The organism is Nocardia sp. NPDC005825 (genome assembly GCF_040630175.1).
Taxonomy (GTDB): domain Bacteria; phylum Actinomycetota; class Actinomycetes; order Mycobacteriales; family Mycobacteriaceae; genus Nocardia.
In genome coordinates, this window is record NZ_JBEXXC010000032.1 from 1 (window position 1) to 15,580 (window position 15,580).

Here is a 15,580-nt window from a genome sequence, read left to right on the forward strand (position 1 = left end):
AGGTGCTAGTGCCCGTATTAGGGCGTGGGGGTTCAAGTCCCCCTCCGGACACAGTGAAGACGAAGGCCGCTGCATCGCAGCGGCCTTCGTCGTATCCACGGCAGGGTTACACCAGATCGAGGTTGTCGAGGAATCTGGTCGCGATCTCCGAGTCCCCGTGGATGTCGATATCGCACGTCCTCCAGGGAACCCGGGTGGTCGACCAGAGCGGGATATCGGCCGCGGAACCGGTGATTCGAGCGGCGGTCCCGCCCACCGGTCCTCGCCGCACCCGCAGGCCGCGCCCGGTCGGTTCGACCCGCCAGGCGCCACCGCCGGCACCGGTGAGAACAAGTCCCACCGGGACGTCGAGCCAGCGCAGTCGTGAGCCGTGTGACTTCTCCAGCACCGCCATGAGCCACGTGGTGATGGTCGACATGCGTTCGGTGTCGATGGCCGGCGGTTCACGGTCTATCGCGGTCGCGATGTCATGCCGCAGATGAGCGTGCCAGTCGAACACGAACATGCCCGGCAGCAGACGCATGGGGTACCAACCGAGTTCGCCCACCCGCATCGGAATCGCCCGGATGCCCGGGACGGTGACCGCGGACAGCACCGCGATTCCGGGCCGGGTCCAGCGCGCGAAGTCGCGCAGCACCTGATCCGGCGACCTACCGCGGGAACGCGCGACACCCCGCTCGTTCAGCTGCTCGATCCGCGAAGTGGTGAGGTAGGACAGCAGATCCGGTGTGACGAGAGTGCGGAGGTCGCCGGTCATGTGCGCGACGACGTCCTTGACCGTCCAGCCGCTCGCCCGGCTGGGCGCCATCCACTCGGCGTCGGTCAGGGTGGCGCAGAAGTCGATCACGTCCCGCCGTTCGGCGCGCAGACCGGCAAGATCGGTGCTGGTACTCACGTCGGACCCGCCTCACCTAGCGCCGTCTCGCTATTTCCGGTTCAGCTGCCAGTCCGGCGGCAGGCCCTCGACCCGCGCGTCCATGCCGCAGGCCTCGATGGTGATCGTGGCCGGGCCCAGTCGCAGATCCGTCAGCCGGATCGTGCCCGCGCGGTCGGGCAGGCGGGGCGCGATGGTGAGGCTGCGGTTCGGGACGTCGGGTGCGAGGCCCAGGAACGATCGCATGAGCAGCAGCGGCGCCGCGCTCGCCCACGCCTGCGGCGAGCACGAGGTCGGATAGGGCACCGGGGAACGGAATTCGTCGCGAGCGAAGCCGCAGAACAGCTCCGGCGGGCGGGCGCCGAACTCCTGGATCGCCTCGAGCAGTCCGCTCGCCAGTTTCACGCTCAGGTCGAGGGCGCCGGGGATGTGGCCGTAGCGCATGAGACCGGCCACCGCGATGGCCGTGTCGTGCGGCCACACCGAACCGGTGTGGTAGCCCATGGGATTGAACCGGCGCGCGGTGGAAGACAGGGTGCGCAAACCGAATCCGCTGTTCAGGTCGGCCGCGCCGAGCCGCTCGATCAGTTCGGCGGCGCGCTCGTCGGGCACGATTCCGGTCCACAGGCAGTGGCCGGGATTGCTGGACCCGACATCGACCGGCTGCTTGGCGCCGTCGAGGGCCATCGCGTAGCAGCCGCTCTTCGGCATCCAGAAGGCCTCGTCGAAACGGGCTTTCAGGTCGGCGGCCTGGGCGCGCAGTCGTTCGGCGAGGGGGTGGTCGCCGGACTCGTCGGCCAGTTCCGCGCGGCCGATGCGGGCGGCGTAGACGTAGCCCTGCACCTCGCACAGCGCGATGGGCGGGTCGGCGAGGCGGCCGTCGGCGAAGCTGATGGCGTCCCAGCTGTCCTTCCATCCCTGGTTGGCCAGACCGCGGTCGGTCTTGCGCCGGTACTCCACGAAGCCGTCGCCGTCGAGGTCGGCGTCGGTGTCGATCCACCCCAGCGCCGCGTCGGCGGCCGGGATCAGTTCGCGCACGGCCGCGTCGCCGACACCCCAGCGATGGCATTCGGCCAGCAGCATCACGAACAGCGGGCTGGCGTCGGCGGTGCCGTAGTAGACGGTGCCGCCGAGCACCCGATCACTGCCGGGTCCGTGCCGCCGCTCGTGCATGATGCGGCCGGGTTCCTCCTCGGTGATCGGATTGGTCTCGGTGCCTTGCAGTTTCGCCAGCTGGCGCAGCGTGCCGACGGCCAGGTCCGAATCCAGCAGGAGCGCCATCCAGGAGGTGAGCAGGCTGTCGCGGCCGAACAGCGCCATGAACCAGGGCGCGCCGGCGGCCACGTAGGCGGTGCCGTCGGCGGGGTCGTCCAGGCGCAGTGCGCCCAGGTCGGTCTCGGTGCGCTGCAGGATGGTGTTGAGGCCCGCGCCGCTGGCGGTGAGCGTGGTGGTGCTGGCGCGCCAGCGGCGGATCTTGTCCTCGGGACCGTCCTCGTCGCCGTCGTCGAAGTTCATCGGGACGGCCCGATGGTCCTCGATGGGCTGGCAGCGCACCACCGTCTGCCAATTGCTGTGCGCGGGAATCAGGGTCCGCCAGGTCAGCGACCCGGATTGGATCTCGGGCTCCTCGGTGGCGGTGATGACCACGCCACGACCCAGCTGACCGCGGTCGGTGATGCGCAGGCCGTGCTCGGTGGCGGTCGTTTCGCCGCCACCGCTGCCCACGCGGCCCTCCTTGACCGCGAACAGGTCGGCGAAATCGGCCTCGGCGTCGAGGATGATCGTCAGTGCGGTGTCCTCGTCGCCGAGGTTGAGCACGCTGATGATCTCCTGCATGCCCTCGCCGACGATGCGACGGCGCTGGATCAGCACCGTCGCGTCGGCCACCCCGTGCGGTGGCGGTTTGCGCGCCACGAACCGGGCTCGGAAGGGCTCACGCACGACCACCGAAAGCTGTTCCGGCGGAAGACCGTCCACGCGCAGCTCCCAGCGGGTCAGGATGCGCGTGTCCCGGTAGAACAAGCCGTGCGCGGTGCCCGGGTGGATGTCGCCGAGCTGATCGGACAGGCAGAAGGTGCCGGCCTCGACGAGGGTGACGACGCCCGCGCCACCCTCGATGAGCACCGGCGGACCGGCATTGAAAGCACTCACGCGCGACCACCCGGCACCTGGGTGCTGAGGATCCGCGGGTCACCGGGCAGTCGCACCCGGACCGAGCCGGCGATCGTGCGGGACTTCGCGAGTTCGATCGCCTTGCGGTAGGCCGCTTCGTAGCCTTGCGCGAACAGCCCCGTGGAGAACAGTCTTTCGACCCGTTCCCGGCAGGCGTAGGGATCGATCTCGTGGGCGCGCGCGATCGCGCCGGGCAGTTCGGCCGGATCGTCGAGAACGAATCCGGTCACGCCGTGTTCGACGACCTCTTCCACCGCGCCGCCGCGCAGTGCGATCACCGGGGTGCCACAGACCATGGCTTCGATCATGACAATCCCGAACGGTTCTTCCCACCGAATCGGGAACAAAAGGCAGCGCGCCCCGGCCAGCAGCTGGCGTTTCGCGGCGGCGTCGGCCTCGCCGAAGACATCGTCGGACTCGGTGAGCCGCGGCGTGATGTACTCGTCGAAGAACTCGTGCTCGGGCGGCTCGTTCAACTTGCCCGCCAGCACCAGCCGCACACCCGCGGCGTGCGCGGCCTCGAGCGCCAGGTGCGGCCCCTTGTACGGGGCGTAGCGGCCCAGGAACAGCGCGTAGTCGAGCTTCTCGGTGCGGAACGGCCACTCCGAGGGGCGAATCGCATTGTGCACGCGTCCGATCCAGTTCAGGTCCGGCGCCAGCTCACGCTGGCGGTCGCTGATCGCCACCAGCTTCACGCAGCGGTCCAGGGACCGGTAGTACTCGTCCATCTGGGCGTCGACCGGGCCGTGCACCGTGACGACGGTGGGGATCCCGAGCATCTTGTACGCGGGCGCGTTCCCCGGACCGGCGAAGGTGTGGTCGTGGATGATGTCGATCGGGTCCGACGCGTGCAGCGACTCGATGATCTGCCAGGCCTTCATGGCGTTGACGATCTCCGGGTACGGCTCACCCAAGCGCTTGGTCTGGACCTCGTCCCAGACCCGGACGAAGTCCGCCTTCGTCCCGGCCCGGCCCGCGCCGAGCAGGGTGACGCGGTGGCCCTGATCGACCAGCTCGTCGGCCAGGCTTGCTACGACCGCCTCGATGCCGCCGTACCCGACCGGCGGAATGTCGAAATACGGGGGAGCGACCAGAACGATATGCAGAGATCGGTTCCGCGAATTTTTCGCACCGTGCACGGCGGAATTGTCGGTCTGAACCTGCAGAAAGTCGAAAGCGTTCCCGAGTGACGCATCGTAAGAAAGGTTGTTCCTCATTTCCAAACTCCTCATGGTGAGTTGAACTGAGTCAAACCGTCGTATACGGTGCCACGAATGCCGCTGGTCGGCAAGAAGTTCTGGGTGTCGCAATTCAAAAGTTACGCCACTGTTCTGTCAACCGGACTTACGAGTATTCCGAGCGGCCCGCCGACAATGAAACATATTTGAATCCTTTATTATTCGCCCGTGTCGTCGGCGTTCAGCCCGCTCGGAGGCCTCCGCACCTCGCCGACGAAGCGCTCTCGGCCGCCGATCGAATAGGGAATATGCCCTATAGGTTCGAAAGTCGCTGTCTGGCAGCATAGTTGCCGTTCGGTGGGACGACCTGCCGATCCTCCGTGGTCGGGAGTCGTTGCGCGAAAGGTATTTTCACGATGAATCGAGTTTCGCGGGCCGCCGTCAACGGGACGGAACGCCGCGCCCGTCGGAGCCTGCTCGCGGCCGCGGCCGGTGGCGCGATGCTGGTCCTGGTCGGCTGTGGCACCACCATCACGAGCAGCGGGCCGACGCCGATCAGCAGCTCGGCCCCGCAGGCCGCGGTGACCACGCCGCCCGCCGCGCAGACCGGCGGCCCCGCGCCCGGCGCACCGGTCACCACCGCGGCCGAGGTCCCGGCCGCCACGCCGGATCACCTCGAACCCGGTCCCGCGGCCACACCCGAGCCCGCCGCGCCCTGGAATCCGTGCAACCTGTCGGACTCCGCGCTGTCCGCGGTCGGGTTGGACACCGCCACCAAGACCGCGATCGGACGGTCGTGCCGGTGGCAGTCGGTCGACCGGACCTTCGAGCTGTCGATCACCGCGGATGATTCTTCGCTGGAAACGCTGCTCGGATCCGGGAAGTACGTGGATATCCGCAGGACCAATTACTACGGCCGCGAATGGGTTCAGTTCCGCGCGGCGCAGGACACCCACAAGCTCGGCTGCTACGTCGGGACCCCGGCCCCGTCCGGCAGTATCACATTCACCGCGAAGAACATTCGCGTCCAGACCGATTTCGGGGACCCGTGCCAGGACGTGAACAAGGTGGCGGGCCCGCTGTGGAAACTGCTGCCCTGAGCGCGGTCAGGAGAAGTCGAATCGGGTGAGCTCGATGCGATTTCTGATGCCGAGCTTGCGGAAGGCGCGGTAGAGGTGGTGGCCGACGGTCTTGTGGCTGAGGAACAGTCGGGCGGCGATCTGTTTGTTGGTCGCGCCCGTCACCGCCAGGCGCACGACCCGCAATTCCTGTGGCGTGAGTCGCGCGTCCAGTGGCGTGCGCCGTGTGGCGACGGCATCGGGCGCGGGCCGCGTGCCGGCGTGGGTTGCGCACAGCGCGATCCGCACCTGATCGGCGTGGGCGTCCGCGCCGAGCCGGTCGAAGATGTCGAGCGCGTGCCGCAGGTGCGCGCGGGCCTCGGCGACCAGACACCCGTGCGGGCCCTCGGCCGGAGACTGGGCGTGCGTCCTCGACATGGTGATCGTCCCCCTCGTGTGGTGAAGTGCAGCGTGGTACGACGAGCATCGAACGAGCGGGTGCCGGAGAACAACGACGGACTTCACAACGATCGTTAAGCCGAAGTTGACAATCGCCGGTGTGGTGTCCGCTCCTGGGAGGAGTGACGCGTGGAGCTGCGGGATATCGAAATCTTCCTGACCCTCGCCGATGAGTTGCACTTCGGCCGCACCGCCGCCCGGCTGCACCTGTCGGCGGCGCGGATCAGTCAGTCGATCAAGAAGCAGGAGCGCAACATTGGCGGCACGCTGTTCGATCGCAGCACCCGCGCCGTCCGGCTGACGCCGCTGGGACGGCAGCTGCACGACGACCTGCTGCCGCACTACCGGGGGCTGCACGACAGCATGGCGCACGCCCGGCGGGCCGCTCGCGGGATCACCGATGTCCTCACGGTGGGCATGCTGCCCGCCAACGCCTACGACCTCCGCCCGTTCTGGGACGCGTTCCGGGCGCGGCGACCCGGATGCGAGTTGCGGATCCGGCACAGCGGTTTCATCGAGCCGTTCGCCGCGTTGCGCGATGGTGAGATCGACGCGCTGGTCAGCTGGCTGCCCGTCGAGGAGCCGGACCTGACCGTGGGCCCCGACCTGTTCACCGAACCGAAGGTGCTGGTGGTGGCCGCGGATCACGAACTGGCACACCGAGCTTCGGTGTCGGCGGAGGTGCGCGGGCACTACGGCGGGCTGACCGCGGGGGCGGGGTCGCCCGAGTATTGGGAGGACGCGTTCAGCTCGTTCTACACTCCGCGCGGGCGGCCGGTGGACAAGGGCATCGAGGTGGTCAGCGTCGAGGACATCCTGACCGCCGTGAGTGAACGCGACGCCGTCCACAATCTGGGTGCGCACGCGGCCCGCTACCTCGCGCGACCGGGTATCGCCTTCGTCGGCCTCGACGGGGAGAGCCCGTTGCGCTGGGCGCTGATCTGGCGTTCCGATGCCGAGAACGACACCATTCGCGTGCTCGCCGATGTGATTCGCGATCTGGGCCCCGTGGTGTGACCGCCCGCCCGCGGTGGACGATTGACCACCTCGTGGGGACAGCGTGCCGGAACCCGCCGGTCGCGGTGCGGTTCCGAGATTCCGGCCCAGACGGGACCCGCCGCACCGAGCCAAATCCGGTGGTCCGGGCCATTTCCGTGTGAGGATCTCTGGCCGTGGCAACTCGCCGGTCAACACGGATCCTGATGCTCGCAGCGCTGGTTACGACGCTGCTGCCGCTACACGCGCAAGCCGATCCGTTCTCGGAGCTGATCAGCCCGAGCCATGATCTGGCCAGCGTGCTCCCGACGCCGCCCGCCGACCCCTTCTTCACGCCCCCGCCGGGCTTCGAGGACACGCCGCCGGGCACCGTGCTGAGCGCGCGCCCGACCGGCGGCATGTTCGTCACCGCCGACGCCTACGAACTGCTGGTGCGGTCCACCGATTCCCACGGCCAACCGGTCGCCATCCTCACGACCCTGCTGATGCCGCGCGCCGCGTGGCCGGGGCCGGGGCCCAGACCGCTGGTCTCCTACAACATTCCGATCTCGTCGATGGGGTATTCGTGTGCGCCCTCGACGGAACTGAAGAAGGGCGTGTCGGCCGACGTCGTCGCCATCTCGCTGCTGCTGGCCAGGAACTTCGCGGTGGTCGTTCCCGATCATCAGGGACCGAAGCAGGCGTATGCGGCCGGGCTGATGGGTGGGCACGCGGTACTCGATTCCATTCGCGCGGTGACCCACTCGACCTCGCTGGAGCTCGGCCCGGACACGCCGGTGGTGATGACGGGCTACTCCGGCGGTTCCATCGCGACCAGCTGGGCCGCGCAGCTCGCGCCGACGTACGCGCCCGAGATCCGATTGGCGGGCACCATCATCGGCGGCGAACCCGCGGATTACGACATGCTGATGCCGGCCATGAACGGCAACTGGGGGACGGGTGTGATGCTGGCGGCCGCACTCGGGCTGGCGCGTGAATATCCCGAACTGCTGAGCATTCTCAACGACAACGGCTGGCGGATCGCCCATATGTTCCGCGACATCTGCGTCTCGCAGGAGACGATGCTCGGGATCGTCGCCCCGCTGCGGGTCGAAGATCTGACCGTGGTCCCGGATCCGCTGAAACTGCCCATGGTGCAACAGATTCTGGACGAGAACCGTCCCGGCGGAATGGCGCCTGGCGCGCCGGTCTACCTGTTCCACGGCGTCAACGAGATCTTCGTGCCGTTCGCGGGTGCGCAGGAGCTTTTCGACGACTGGTGCGGGCTCGGCGCCCGGGTTCGGTTGCAGCCTTTTCCCGGTGAGCACTTCGTCGCGGGCGCGCTCTCGATTCCATTGACCACGAAATGGGTCGACGAACTGCTCACCGGCGAGTTGGTGCCGCAGGGCTGCACCGGACCGGGCCACTGAGAAACGATGCAGGGGAGCGGTGATGCGGTGATGTATCGGACAGCCGGCGAGATCGGTGCGGCGTCGCTACCGCTGGATCACCTACGTTTCACTTAGCATTCGAATAGCCCGACCCGGGCGCTCCCATCGTTTCCGATTCCATGCCGCGCCTGATGAATGGACATCGATGAATGCCGATTTTCGTGCCGCCGCGGCCACGGTCATCACCCTGGTCACCATTCTGATCTCCGGGACCGGTGCGGCCCACGCCGAACCGGCCGGGGAACCGACCATTCTGAGCGCCACCGACTCCGATCCCTCGCGCACCAGGATCTCGGTGTACTCCGCGGCCATGGACCGCGCGGTGACCGTGGACGTGCTGCATCCCGCCGATGACCAGCCGCGACCCTCCTATTATCTGCTCGACGGCGTCGATTCCGGTGCGATGGAGACCAATTGGACGCAGAAGACCGACGTCGTGTCGTTCTTCGCCGACAAACGGGTCAATGTGGTGCTGCCGGTCGGTGGTAAGGGAAGTTTCTATTCCGATTGGGAGCGGCCCGATCCCGTACTCGGCGGGGTGCAGATGTGGGAGACGTTCCTGACCCAGGAACTGCCGCCCTTGATCGATCAGCGGTTCCACGGCAGCGGGCGCAATGCGATCGCCGGGCTGTCGATGGGCGCGCTGTCGGCGGCGGCGCTCACCACCCGGTACCCGGCGCTGTATCGCGGATTCGCGGCGTTCAGCGGCTGTCTGGACACCATGAGCACCAATGCCAAACTCGCCATCCGGAATTCGGTGAGCTGGGTCGGCGGAAATCCGGAGAACATGTGGGGACCCGACGGCGACCCGGACTGGGCGGCCCACGATCCGCTCACCAACGCGGACGCGTTGCGCGGTAAAGCGGTGTACGTGTCGACCGGCAACGGGACGCCGGGACCGGAATCGCTGACCGATCCGCTGATGCCGCAGGCGGTGACTTTCGGTGCGGTGCTGGAGATCCTCGTGCGCGGCTGCACCGAATCGTTCCGGCGGCGGCTCCAGGAGATCGATATTCCGGCGACATTCGTCTTCCATCCGCGCGGCACGCATTCGTGGCCGTATTGGCAGCAGGATCTGCACGATTCGTGGCCTCTGATGGAAGAGGCACTGGCGGAGTAACGCCGCGTGCTCAGTCGGGGAGACGATCGGCGAAACCGAAGAGGGCTACCAGCGCCGGATCGTGGAACGCGATCACCCGGGAGACGCCCGTCGGCGTGGCCGACAGCACGACGACCCCGCCCGCCCGGAAGGCGCCGTCCGGATCACGGCGGTAGAGGACGGCGGCGGGTTGGCCGTTGGCGGTGGTGGCCGTGAGCCGCCACTCGCCGGGCACCGCCAGGACCTGTGAGTCGAGCATCCGAAGACAGTTCGCCAGCCCCGACTGCCAATCGCGGAACGGGGTGGCCTCCAACGTGGCGTCGGTCCGCAAGACCTGTTCGAGCAGGCTCGCATCGGCGCGCTCGAAGGCCGCGATGTAGCCGTCGAGCAGGGCGCGGGCTCGTGGATCGGCGGGTTCGAGCAGTTCCGCGGGCTCGGGTTCGAGGTCGTGCAGGCGGGCCCGCGCCCGTTGCAGACCGCTCTTGACCGCAGCCGTCGTGGTGCCGAGGATGGCGGCGGTCTCGGGCGCGGAGAAGGCCAGCACATCGCGCAGCAGCAGGATTGCGCGCTGGCGGGCGGGCAGGTGCTGGAGGCTCGCGATGAGGGCCAGCCGCAGGGATTCCCGGGCGACGACGACCAGCGCCGGATCGTCGGAGTCCGGGGCGATCCATTCGTCGGGGAACGGCTCGAGCCACGAGACCTCGCCGGGAGCGACCGGATTCGATCCGTGGTCGGGACCGGGGGCCGGGCCGTCCAGTCCCGAGGGCAGGACCCGGATCCTGCGGTGCCGCAAAGTGGTCAGGCAGACATTGGTGGCGATGGTGTAGAGCCAGGAGCGGATCGAGGAGCGGCCCTCGAAGGACGGGTAGGCGCGCCAGGCCCGCAGGTAGGTGTCCTGTACCAGATCCTCGGCATCGTGCGCGGAGCCGACCAGGCGGTAGCAGTGGGCCAGCAGCTCGCGGCGGAACCGCTCGGTATCGGCGGCGAAGCGATCCCGGTCGGCCGCCTGCCGCAGCTGCGCCGTCATGTCGTGAGTGTAGGGCTCGAGGGTGTCGCCGATCGATCGGTCATGGGCTGCTCCTCACGCGGAGGGGTCCCGCCGGTCGGGACCCGCACCCATGACGACCGCCGGGCCGTGGCAAAGGAATCGAATGCCTGGTCAGAGGTCATCCGGGTGGGGGATCAGGGCCAGCTTGCCGATGGTGGCCCGGGCTTCCAGGTCGGCGAGCGCTTCGGGGCCGCCGGCCAGGTCGTAGGCGGTGCTCACGCCCGGCTTCAGCACCCCGGCGGCGATGAGCGCGAACAGTTCGCCCATGATCTCGCCGAACAGCTGCGGGGCCGTGTGGACGAGGACGCCGATATTGAGTCCGATCAGCTGGATCTGATGCTTGTAGACCAAGTCCCAGTTGGTGATCGGGGCTTCCCCGCCCGCCAGGCCGAAGACGACCACCCGGCCGGTGACCCGCTTGGCAGCGGCCAGGCTGTGTTCGAGGGTGGATCCGCCGGCGGACTCCAGCACCAGATCGACCCCCGCGCCCCCGGTCAGCCGCGCGACCTGGACGGCTGGATCGGTTGCGCGCGAATCGAGTACGTGGTCCGCGCCCAATCCGAGCACGGTCTCGTGCTTGCCCGGCGAGGCCGTGCCGATGACTGTCGCGCCGTAATGCTTGGCCAGGATCGTCGCGGCCTGCCCGGTCGCGCCCGCGGCGGCGTGGATCAGCACGGTCTGTCCGGCGGCGAGACCGCCGAGTTTCAGAGCGGCGAGCGCGGTCGGCAGGTTCACCATGAGACCGAGTGCCTGTTGGGGCGTCCAGCCGTGGGGGACCGGCACCGCCGCGGCAGCGGGCAGCAGCATGTAGTCGGCGAACGCGCCAGCGCCGATCCCGACCACCCGTGCGCCCGGTGCGGGACCGGTCACCGACTCGCCCAGGGCCACGACTTCTCCGGCGGCTTCGAAACCCGCGACGTAGGGCGGCTGCGGGCCGTCGCGGAACGTTCCGTGCGATTTCGACAGATCCGCGAAATTGATTCCGGCGGCCGCGACTCGGATGAGTAACTCGCCCGGGCCCGGTCGCGGCACCGGCGCGTCGGTGATCAGGGACATGTCCTTCGGGCCGTGCAGGGAGTGCTGGCGCAGCGCGCGCATGGTCGCGGGAATGGTCATCGCGGGAGTCCTTTCGTTTGTTCAGGTAGACCTCGCGCGCGGGCCGAAGGAATCGCTACGCCGAGAGTGAAACGATCACGCGCACGCGGTTTTTCGCGATGACAATGGGTCGCGGGCCGTTCGGTCCCCTGATGCTGTGGAGGCTGTGGGAGATGGAAGAGGTGCTGCTCACGCCGCCGGACGCCGCCGAGGTGCGGTTCCTGGCGCGCGGCGTGGTGAGTGCGGCGACCTGCGATCGAGGGCTCACGCCCTTGCAGGAGTTGCTGATTCCGGCGCTGTTCCTGTCGATGACGGGGCATCCGGTGGAGTTGGCCGAGGTGACGCCGATCGGGGCGGCGGAGTTCGCGGCGGGGATGGCGCGGCGCAATCGGATCTTCCGGGAGCGGATCGTGCAGACCATGCTGCTGTCCGCGCTGGTGGTGCGACCGCTGCCCGCGGCGACCGGGAACCAGTTGCGGGAGTTCGCCGACGCGCTCGGTGTCGACGACGACATGATCGCGGTGGCTCAGCGCTATGCCGAGGGCGCGGTGGATCTGGCCGCGGTCGATTTCACCCGCAATGGATATCTGGGCAATACGGACACGCTGCGGCTGGACGCCCTGCACACCGCCGGACTGGACAGTTCGTGGAGCGCGGTCACCGATGACGCGGGCCTGGCCGGACGCTGGGCCGAACTGTGGGAGCTGCCGATCGGCACCCTGGGTCGCGGTGTCGCCGACTTCTACCGGGACCGCGGCTTCGTCACCCCCGGCCTGCCCGGATCCGCGCCGCCGCTGCTGGCCCAGCACGATTGGGTGCACGTGCTCGCCGGGTACGGCACCACCCTCGAGAACGAGATCGAGGTGTTCGCGTTCATGGCCCGCGCCAATGACGATCCGCGGGCCTTCAGCCTGCTGGCCATGGTGATCTCGCTGTTCGAGACCGGCTACCTGCGGGCGGGCGCGGGCCTGTTCGAGGCCGATGCCGGGCACCTGAGCACCTCGGGCATGGCCACTCGCCTCGGTGACGCCATGCGCCGGGGCGCGCTCACCTGCGGCAGCCACGACTTCCTCGACCTGGACTGGTTCAGCCTCGCCGACCGCCCGATCGCGGTGGTGCGCGAGGAAATCGGGCTGGTCGCCAAGGACGGTTCGGCGGTGGCTGCAGGGTCGGCGGGGCCGTGGCAGCCCGGCGGAATCACGCCGTATCAGCTGAATTCGTCGAAGAACGCCGCCGCGGCGGACGGGCGGGACTACCTCCCGTGGCAGCCGGACCCGACGCGAGACTGACCGGTCCGCGGGTGGGTCCACGAGTTTCGTTCAGCTCGGACCCAGCAGGTCGAGCATCCCGGAAACCGCCGCGGGCCAGGTGAATTGCTCGGCACGACTGCGGGCGGCGCGGCGACGCTCGGCGCGCGGGCGGGCCAGGACATCGGTGACGGCGGTGGCGAAAGCGCGCGGGTGGTCGGCGGCGACCGCGCCGGCCTCGGCGGTCACGATGTCGGCCAGCGCCGAGGAGCGGCTCGCCACTACCGGGGTGCCCGCGGCCAGGGCCTCGAGCGCGGCCAGGCCGAAGGTTTCGTGCGGGCCCGGAGCCAGGGAGACGTCGGCGGTGGCCAGCAGGGTCGCCAGAGTCGTTCGGTCGTCGATGAATCCGGTGAAGTGGACGGTGGGTCGGCCGTCGGGCAGCGGCGGGATCAAGCGGGCGCGGCGCTCCAGGGCCTCACGGCGTGGTCCGTCGCCGGCCACCACCAGGCGCGCGTCCAGGCCGCCGCGGCGCAGTGCCCCGACCGCGGCGATGCTGCGGTCGACGCGCTTCTCGACCGAGAGGCGACCACAGTGGACCAGCAGCGGGTAGCCGTCCGCGCCGAGGTCGGTGCGCAGGCGGTGGTCGTGGCGGTCGGGCCGGAACATGTCCAGGTCCACGCCGAGCGGGACCAGTTCGACATTGGCGGCGTCGATGCGCTGGAATTCCTCGCGCGCGAACTCGGTGGTGCAGACGACGACGTCGTAGGTCTGTGCGGTGCGCCGGTTGGCGGCGTCGGCGGCGCGGCGGGCCAGCGGGCCGGGCAGCACCTGACCCAGCAGACGGTCGAGCCGCTCGTGGGAGATCATGACGCCCGCGACGTCGCGGCGGCGCGCCCAGCGGCCGAAGCCGCGCAGCGTCAACCGGTCCGACACTTCCAGCACGTCGGGCCGCAATCCGGTGAGGGTGTCGGCGACCCGGCGGGGGTCTGCCGCACGGTAGCCGCCGGTCCACGGAATCTCCGGCGCAGGCAGAGTGATTCGCAGGACTCCGGTGGCGAGCACCTCCTCGGCACGCCGGGTACCGGGCACCACCAGCACCACCTCGTGTCCGGCGGCGGCATAGCCCGCGCCGAGGTGATGCAGTGCGGTTCGCAACCCACCCGAGCGCGGACCGTAGAAGTTCGCCAGCTGAACGATGCGCACGAGGCCGATCGTGCAGGGTACCGGGTTACCTTCGGCACCTCCGACGCCAACATCACGTGAACTCCCGCGAAAGACCCGGCCAACCGGGCGTGGTCGGCATCGTGCGTCCGCCCGGACCGGGTCTCGCAGGCCGAGGACCGCATCGCGGCCACCGAGCGGGCGTCGAACTGCATGCACCCGACCTCAATTGGCCGAATTCGCCGCCGCACCGGTCTGGCGCAGCGCCAACGATCTTGGTAGAGATTGGTATACGTACACACGGGGTGATCCGGATCATTCCGGGGGATGGGGATGAATCAATGGGTGCCAGAAACGAACTGGAACGCGAGCTGGGCGGGCCGCTGCCCGCGCTCGATCTGCTGAACGAGGCCGAGACGGCCGATCTGCTGGCGGTGTTCCAGCAGGCGCAGCGCACCGAGAACCTCGCCATGGTGGAGGCCGTCGACAAGACCGTCGGCGCGCTGCCGTGGCCGTTGCGCACCGCGGCCAAGAAGATCATGTTCGGCAACAAGCTCGGGTAGGGGCGATGAGCGATCTGGTGACCCGCGCGCAGATCACCCTGCTGTCGCGGACGCTGCACGTGCCCGAGGAGAAGCTGGCCCACCTCGAGAAACTGGGCGCGGCCAACCTACACGAACTGCAGGAACGCATGGCGAGAGTGATGTTCGCCGAACACAACACGATCTTCTCCCGGCTGTCGCTGCTGGTGCCGATCATCCCGTTCAGCATCTCGATCCCGCTGGTGCAGCGGATGGTGCCGCCGGTGATGGCCGGGCGCGCGGCCGGCGCGATCGGGGTGGATCATCCGAAGAAGTCGGCCGAGGCCATCGCCCTGTTCGATCCCGGGTACGCCGCCCAGGCCGCGCCCTACATGGACCCGCACGCCGTGGGGCAGCTGGCCGACATCGCTCCCCCCGCACCGGTCATGGCGATCATCAACGAGCTGCTGCGCCGCCGGGATTACGTCACCGCGGGACCGTTCCTGGCCTATGCCACACCGGCATTGGTGCGCGCGGTCGAGCAGGACGTGCACGACGACGAGGGCATGATCCGGTCGGCGTCGTTCGCGTACTCCGGGGAGAACATCAGCGTCATCCTGCGCCACCTGCTCTCCGGTGCGGGCAAGCGCATCCCGAAACTGGTGGACACCATCCTGTCCGGGGCCCAGGAGCTGCGGCTGGCCGCGCTGTCGGTCTTCGCGCGCTGCGACGACGATGTGATCCCGGCGATCGGCGACATCCTGTTCGATCAGGGTTCACCCGAGCAGATCGCCGATCTGATCCGCACCTTCCTCGACGCGGGAGCCGTCGGGGAAACGCTGCGTTTCGTCGCCGGGCTGAGCCCGGAGGCCCTGGACCGGCTGGCCGCCAATCCCATTGTGGCCGAACCCGACACGCTCGCCGCGCTCACCGACGCGGTCGACGGGTCCACCGATCTCGCGGTGTGGCGGGGTCTGCTGGCACTGGCCAACCGCACCGACCCTGCCGTGACGAGCGAATTCGCCGCCGTGGTCGCGCTGTTCGACCCGGCGACGCTGGAGCAGGTCGCCGAACTGGGGTTGGGCGAGGAGTTGAGCGCGCTCACCGCGCAGTCGAAGGAGTAGCGGACCGGAGAGGAGTGGGGGGGGGGGGGGGGGGGCCGCAACAACGCGGTTTGGCCCCCGGGGGGGGGCCGCCCTGGGGAGGAGGTGCGGGGGCTCCCCGCGGGGGCGGGGGGCGCGG

Annotated in this window: 14 protein-coding genes; 7 read left to right on the top strand and 7 right to left on the bottom strand. The window is 69.0% G+C overall.

Translation table 11 applies throughout. The features are described 5' to 3' along the window. Positions 1-106: 106 nt before the first annotated feature. From ABZ382_RS36380 to ABZ382_RS36390, 3 genes are read right to left on the bottom strand one after another with little or no spacing between them, the layout of a single operon-like run. On the bottom strand, positions 107-895 hold the full coding sequence (locus ABZ382_RS36380) for a maleylpyruvate isomerase N-terminal domain-containing protein (protein ID WP_357098875.1): 789 nt from the start codon (positions 893-895) through the stop codon (positions 107-109). Between the two features lie 30 nt (positions 896-925). Continuing rightward, complete coding sequence (locus ABZ382_RS36385) at positions 926-3,025, bottom strand: glycogen debranching N-terminal domain-containing protein (RefSeq protein WP_357098877.1); 2,100 nt, start codon at positions 3,023-3,025, stop codon at positions 926-928. Continuing rightward, positions 3,022-4,185 (bottom strand): glycosyltransferase family 4 protein, encoded by a 1,164-nt coding sequence (locus ABZ382_RS36390; RefSeq protein WP_357098879.1) that lies wholly within the window; start codon positions 4,183-4,185, stop codon positions 3,022-3,024. The genes ABZ382_RS36385 and ABZ382_RS36390 overlap by 4 nt, the downstream gene beginning before the upstream one ends. Before the next feature lie 455 nt (positions 4,186-4,640). Here ABZ382_RS36390 and ABZ382_RS36395 point away from each other — a divergent pair, with 455 nt between their 5' ends. After that, positions 4,641-5,324, top strand: coding sequence for a DUF3558 family protein (locus tag ABZ382_RS36395; RefSeq protein WP_357098881.1), 684 nt, complete (start codon positions 4,641-4,643; stop codon positions 5,322-5,324). Positions 5,325-5,330: 6 nt separating this feature from the next. Here the strand turns inward: ABZ382_RS36395 and ABZ382_RS36400 are convergent, their stop codons facing one another. After that, positions 5,331-5,720 carry a LuxR C-terminal-related transcriptional regulator gene (locus tag ABZ382_RS36400; protein WP_357098883.1) on the bottom strand — a complete coding sequence of 130 codons (390 nt, stop codon included), beginning with the start codon at positions 5,718-5,720 and terminating at the stop codon, positions 5,331-5,333. A 150-nt stretch (positions 5,721-5,870) separates the two neighbouring features. On the opposite strand from ABZ382_RS36400, the gene ABZ382_RS36405 reads away from it, so the two are divergent. The 3 genes from ABZ382_RS36405 to ABZ382_RS36415 all read left to right on the top strand — a co-directional run bounded on the left by ABZ382_RS36405 (position 5,871) and on the right by ABZ382_RS36415 (position 9,287). Then, on the top strand, positions 5,871-6,758 hold the full coding sequence (locus ABZ382_RS36405) for a LysR family transcriptional regulator (RefSeq protein ID WP_357098885.1): 888 nt from the start codon (positions 5,871-5,873) through the stop codon (positions 6,756-6,758). A 185-nt stretch (positions 6,759-6,943) separates the two neighbouring features. Next, positions 6,944-8,146: a lipase family protein gene (locus ABZ382_RS36410; protein ID WP_357098887.1), complete on the top strand. Its 1,203-nt coding sequence runs from the start codon at positions 6,944-6,946 to the stop codon at positions 8,144-8,146. Positions 8,147-8,312: 166 nt separating this feature from the next. Continuing rightward, a complete protein-coding gene (locus ABZ382_RS36415) occupies positions 8,313-9,287 on the top strand; it encodes an alpha/beta hydrolase family protein (RefSeq protein WP_357098889.1) in 975 nt (324 codons plus the stop codon). A 10-nt stretch (positions 9,288-9,297) separates the two neighbouring features. Here ABZ382_RS36415 and ABZ382_RS36420 read toward each other — a convergent pair whose 3' ends face one another. Together ABZ382_RS36420 and ABZ382_RS36425 are read right to left on the bottom strand one after the other, a co-directional pair. Continuing rightward, on the bottom strand, positions 9,298-10,293 hold the full coding sequence (locus ABZ382_RS36420) for an RNA polymerase subunit sigma-70 (protein WP_357098891.1): 996 nt from the start codon (positions 10,291-10,293) through the stop codon (positions 9,298-9,300). A gap of 132 nt (positions 10,294-10,425) precedes the next feature. Then, positions 10,426-11,430: an NADPH:quinone oxidoreductase family protein gene (locus ABZ382_RS36425; protein WP_357098893.1), complete on the bottom strand. Its 1,005-nt coding sequence runs from the start codon at positions 11,428-11,430 to the stop codon at positions 10,426-10,428. Positions 11,431-11,561: 131 nt separating this feature from the next. On the opposite strand from ABZ382_RS36425, the gene ABZ382_RS36430 reads away from it, so the two are divergent. Further along, a complete protein-coding gene (locus tag ABZ382_RS36430) occupies positions 11,562-12,698 on the top strand; it encodes a hypothetical protein (RefSeq protein WP_357098895.1) in 1,137 nt (378 codons plus the stop codon). A 30-nt stretch (positions 12,699-12,728) separates the two neighbouring features. Here the strand turns inward: ABZ382_RS36430 and ABZ382_RS36435 are convergent, their stop codons facing one another. Then, positions 12,729-13,859, bottom strand: a complete 1,131-nt coding sequence (locus tag ABZ382_RS36435) for a glycosyltransferase (RefSeq protein ID WP_357098897.1) — start codon at positions 13,857-13,859, stop codon at positions 12,729-12,731. Between the two features lie 299 nt (positions 13,860-14,158). Between ABZ382_RS36435 and ABZ382_RS36440 the strand changes: the two genes are divergently transcribed. Beyond that, entirely contained in the window at positions 14,159-14,380 is a 222-nt protein-coding gene (locus ABZ382_RS36440; protein ID WP_357098899.1) for a hypothetical protein, read from the top strand. A 5-nt stretch (positions 14,381-14,385) separates the two neighbouring features. Beyond that, positions 14,386-15,462, top strand: a complete 1,077-nt coding sequence (locus tag ABZ382_RS36445; RefSeq protein WP_357098901.1) for a hypothetical protein — start codon at positions 14,386-14,388, stop codon at positions 15,460-15,462. Positions 15,463-15,580 lie beyond the last annotated feature (118 nt).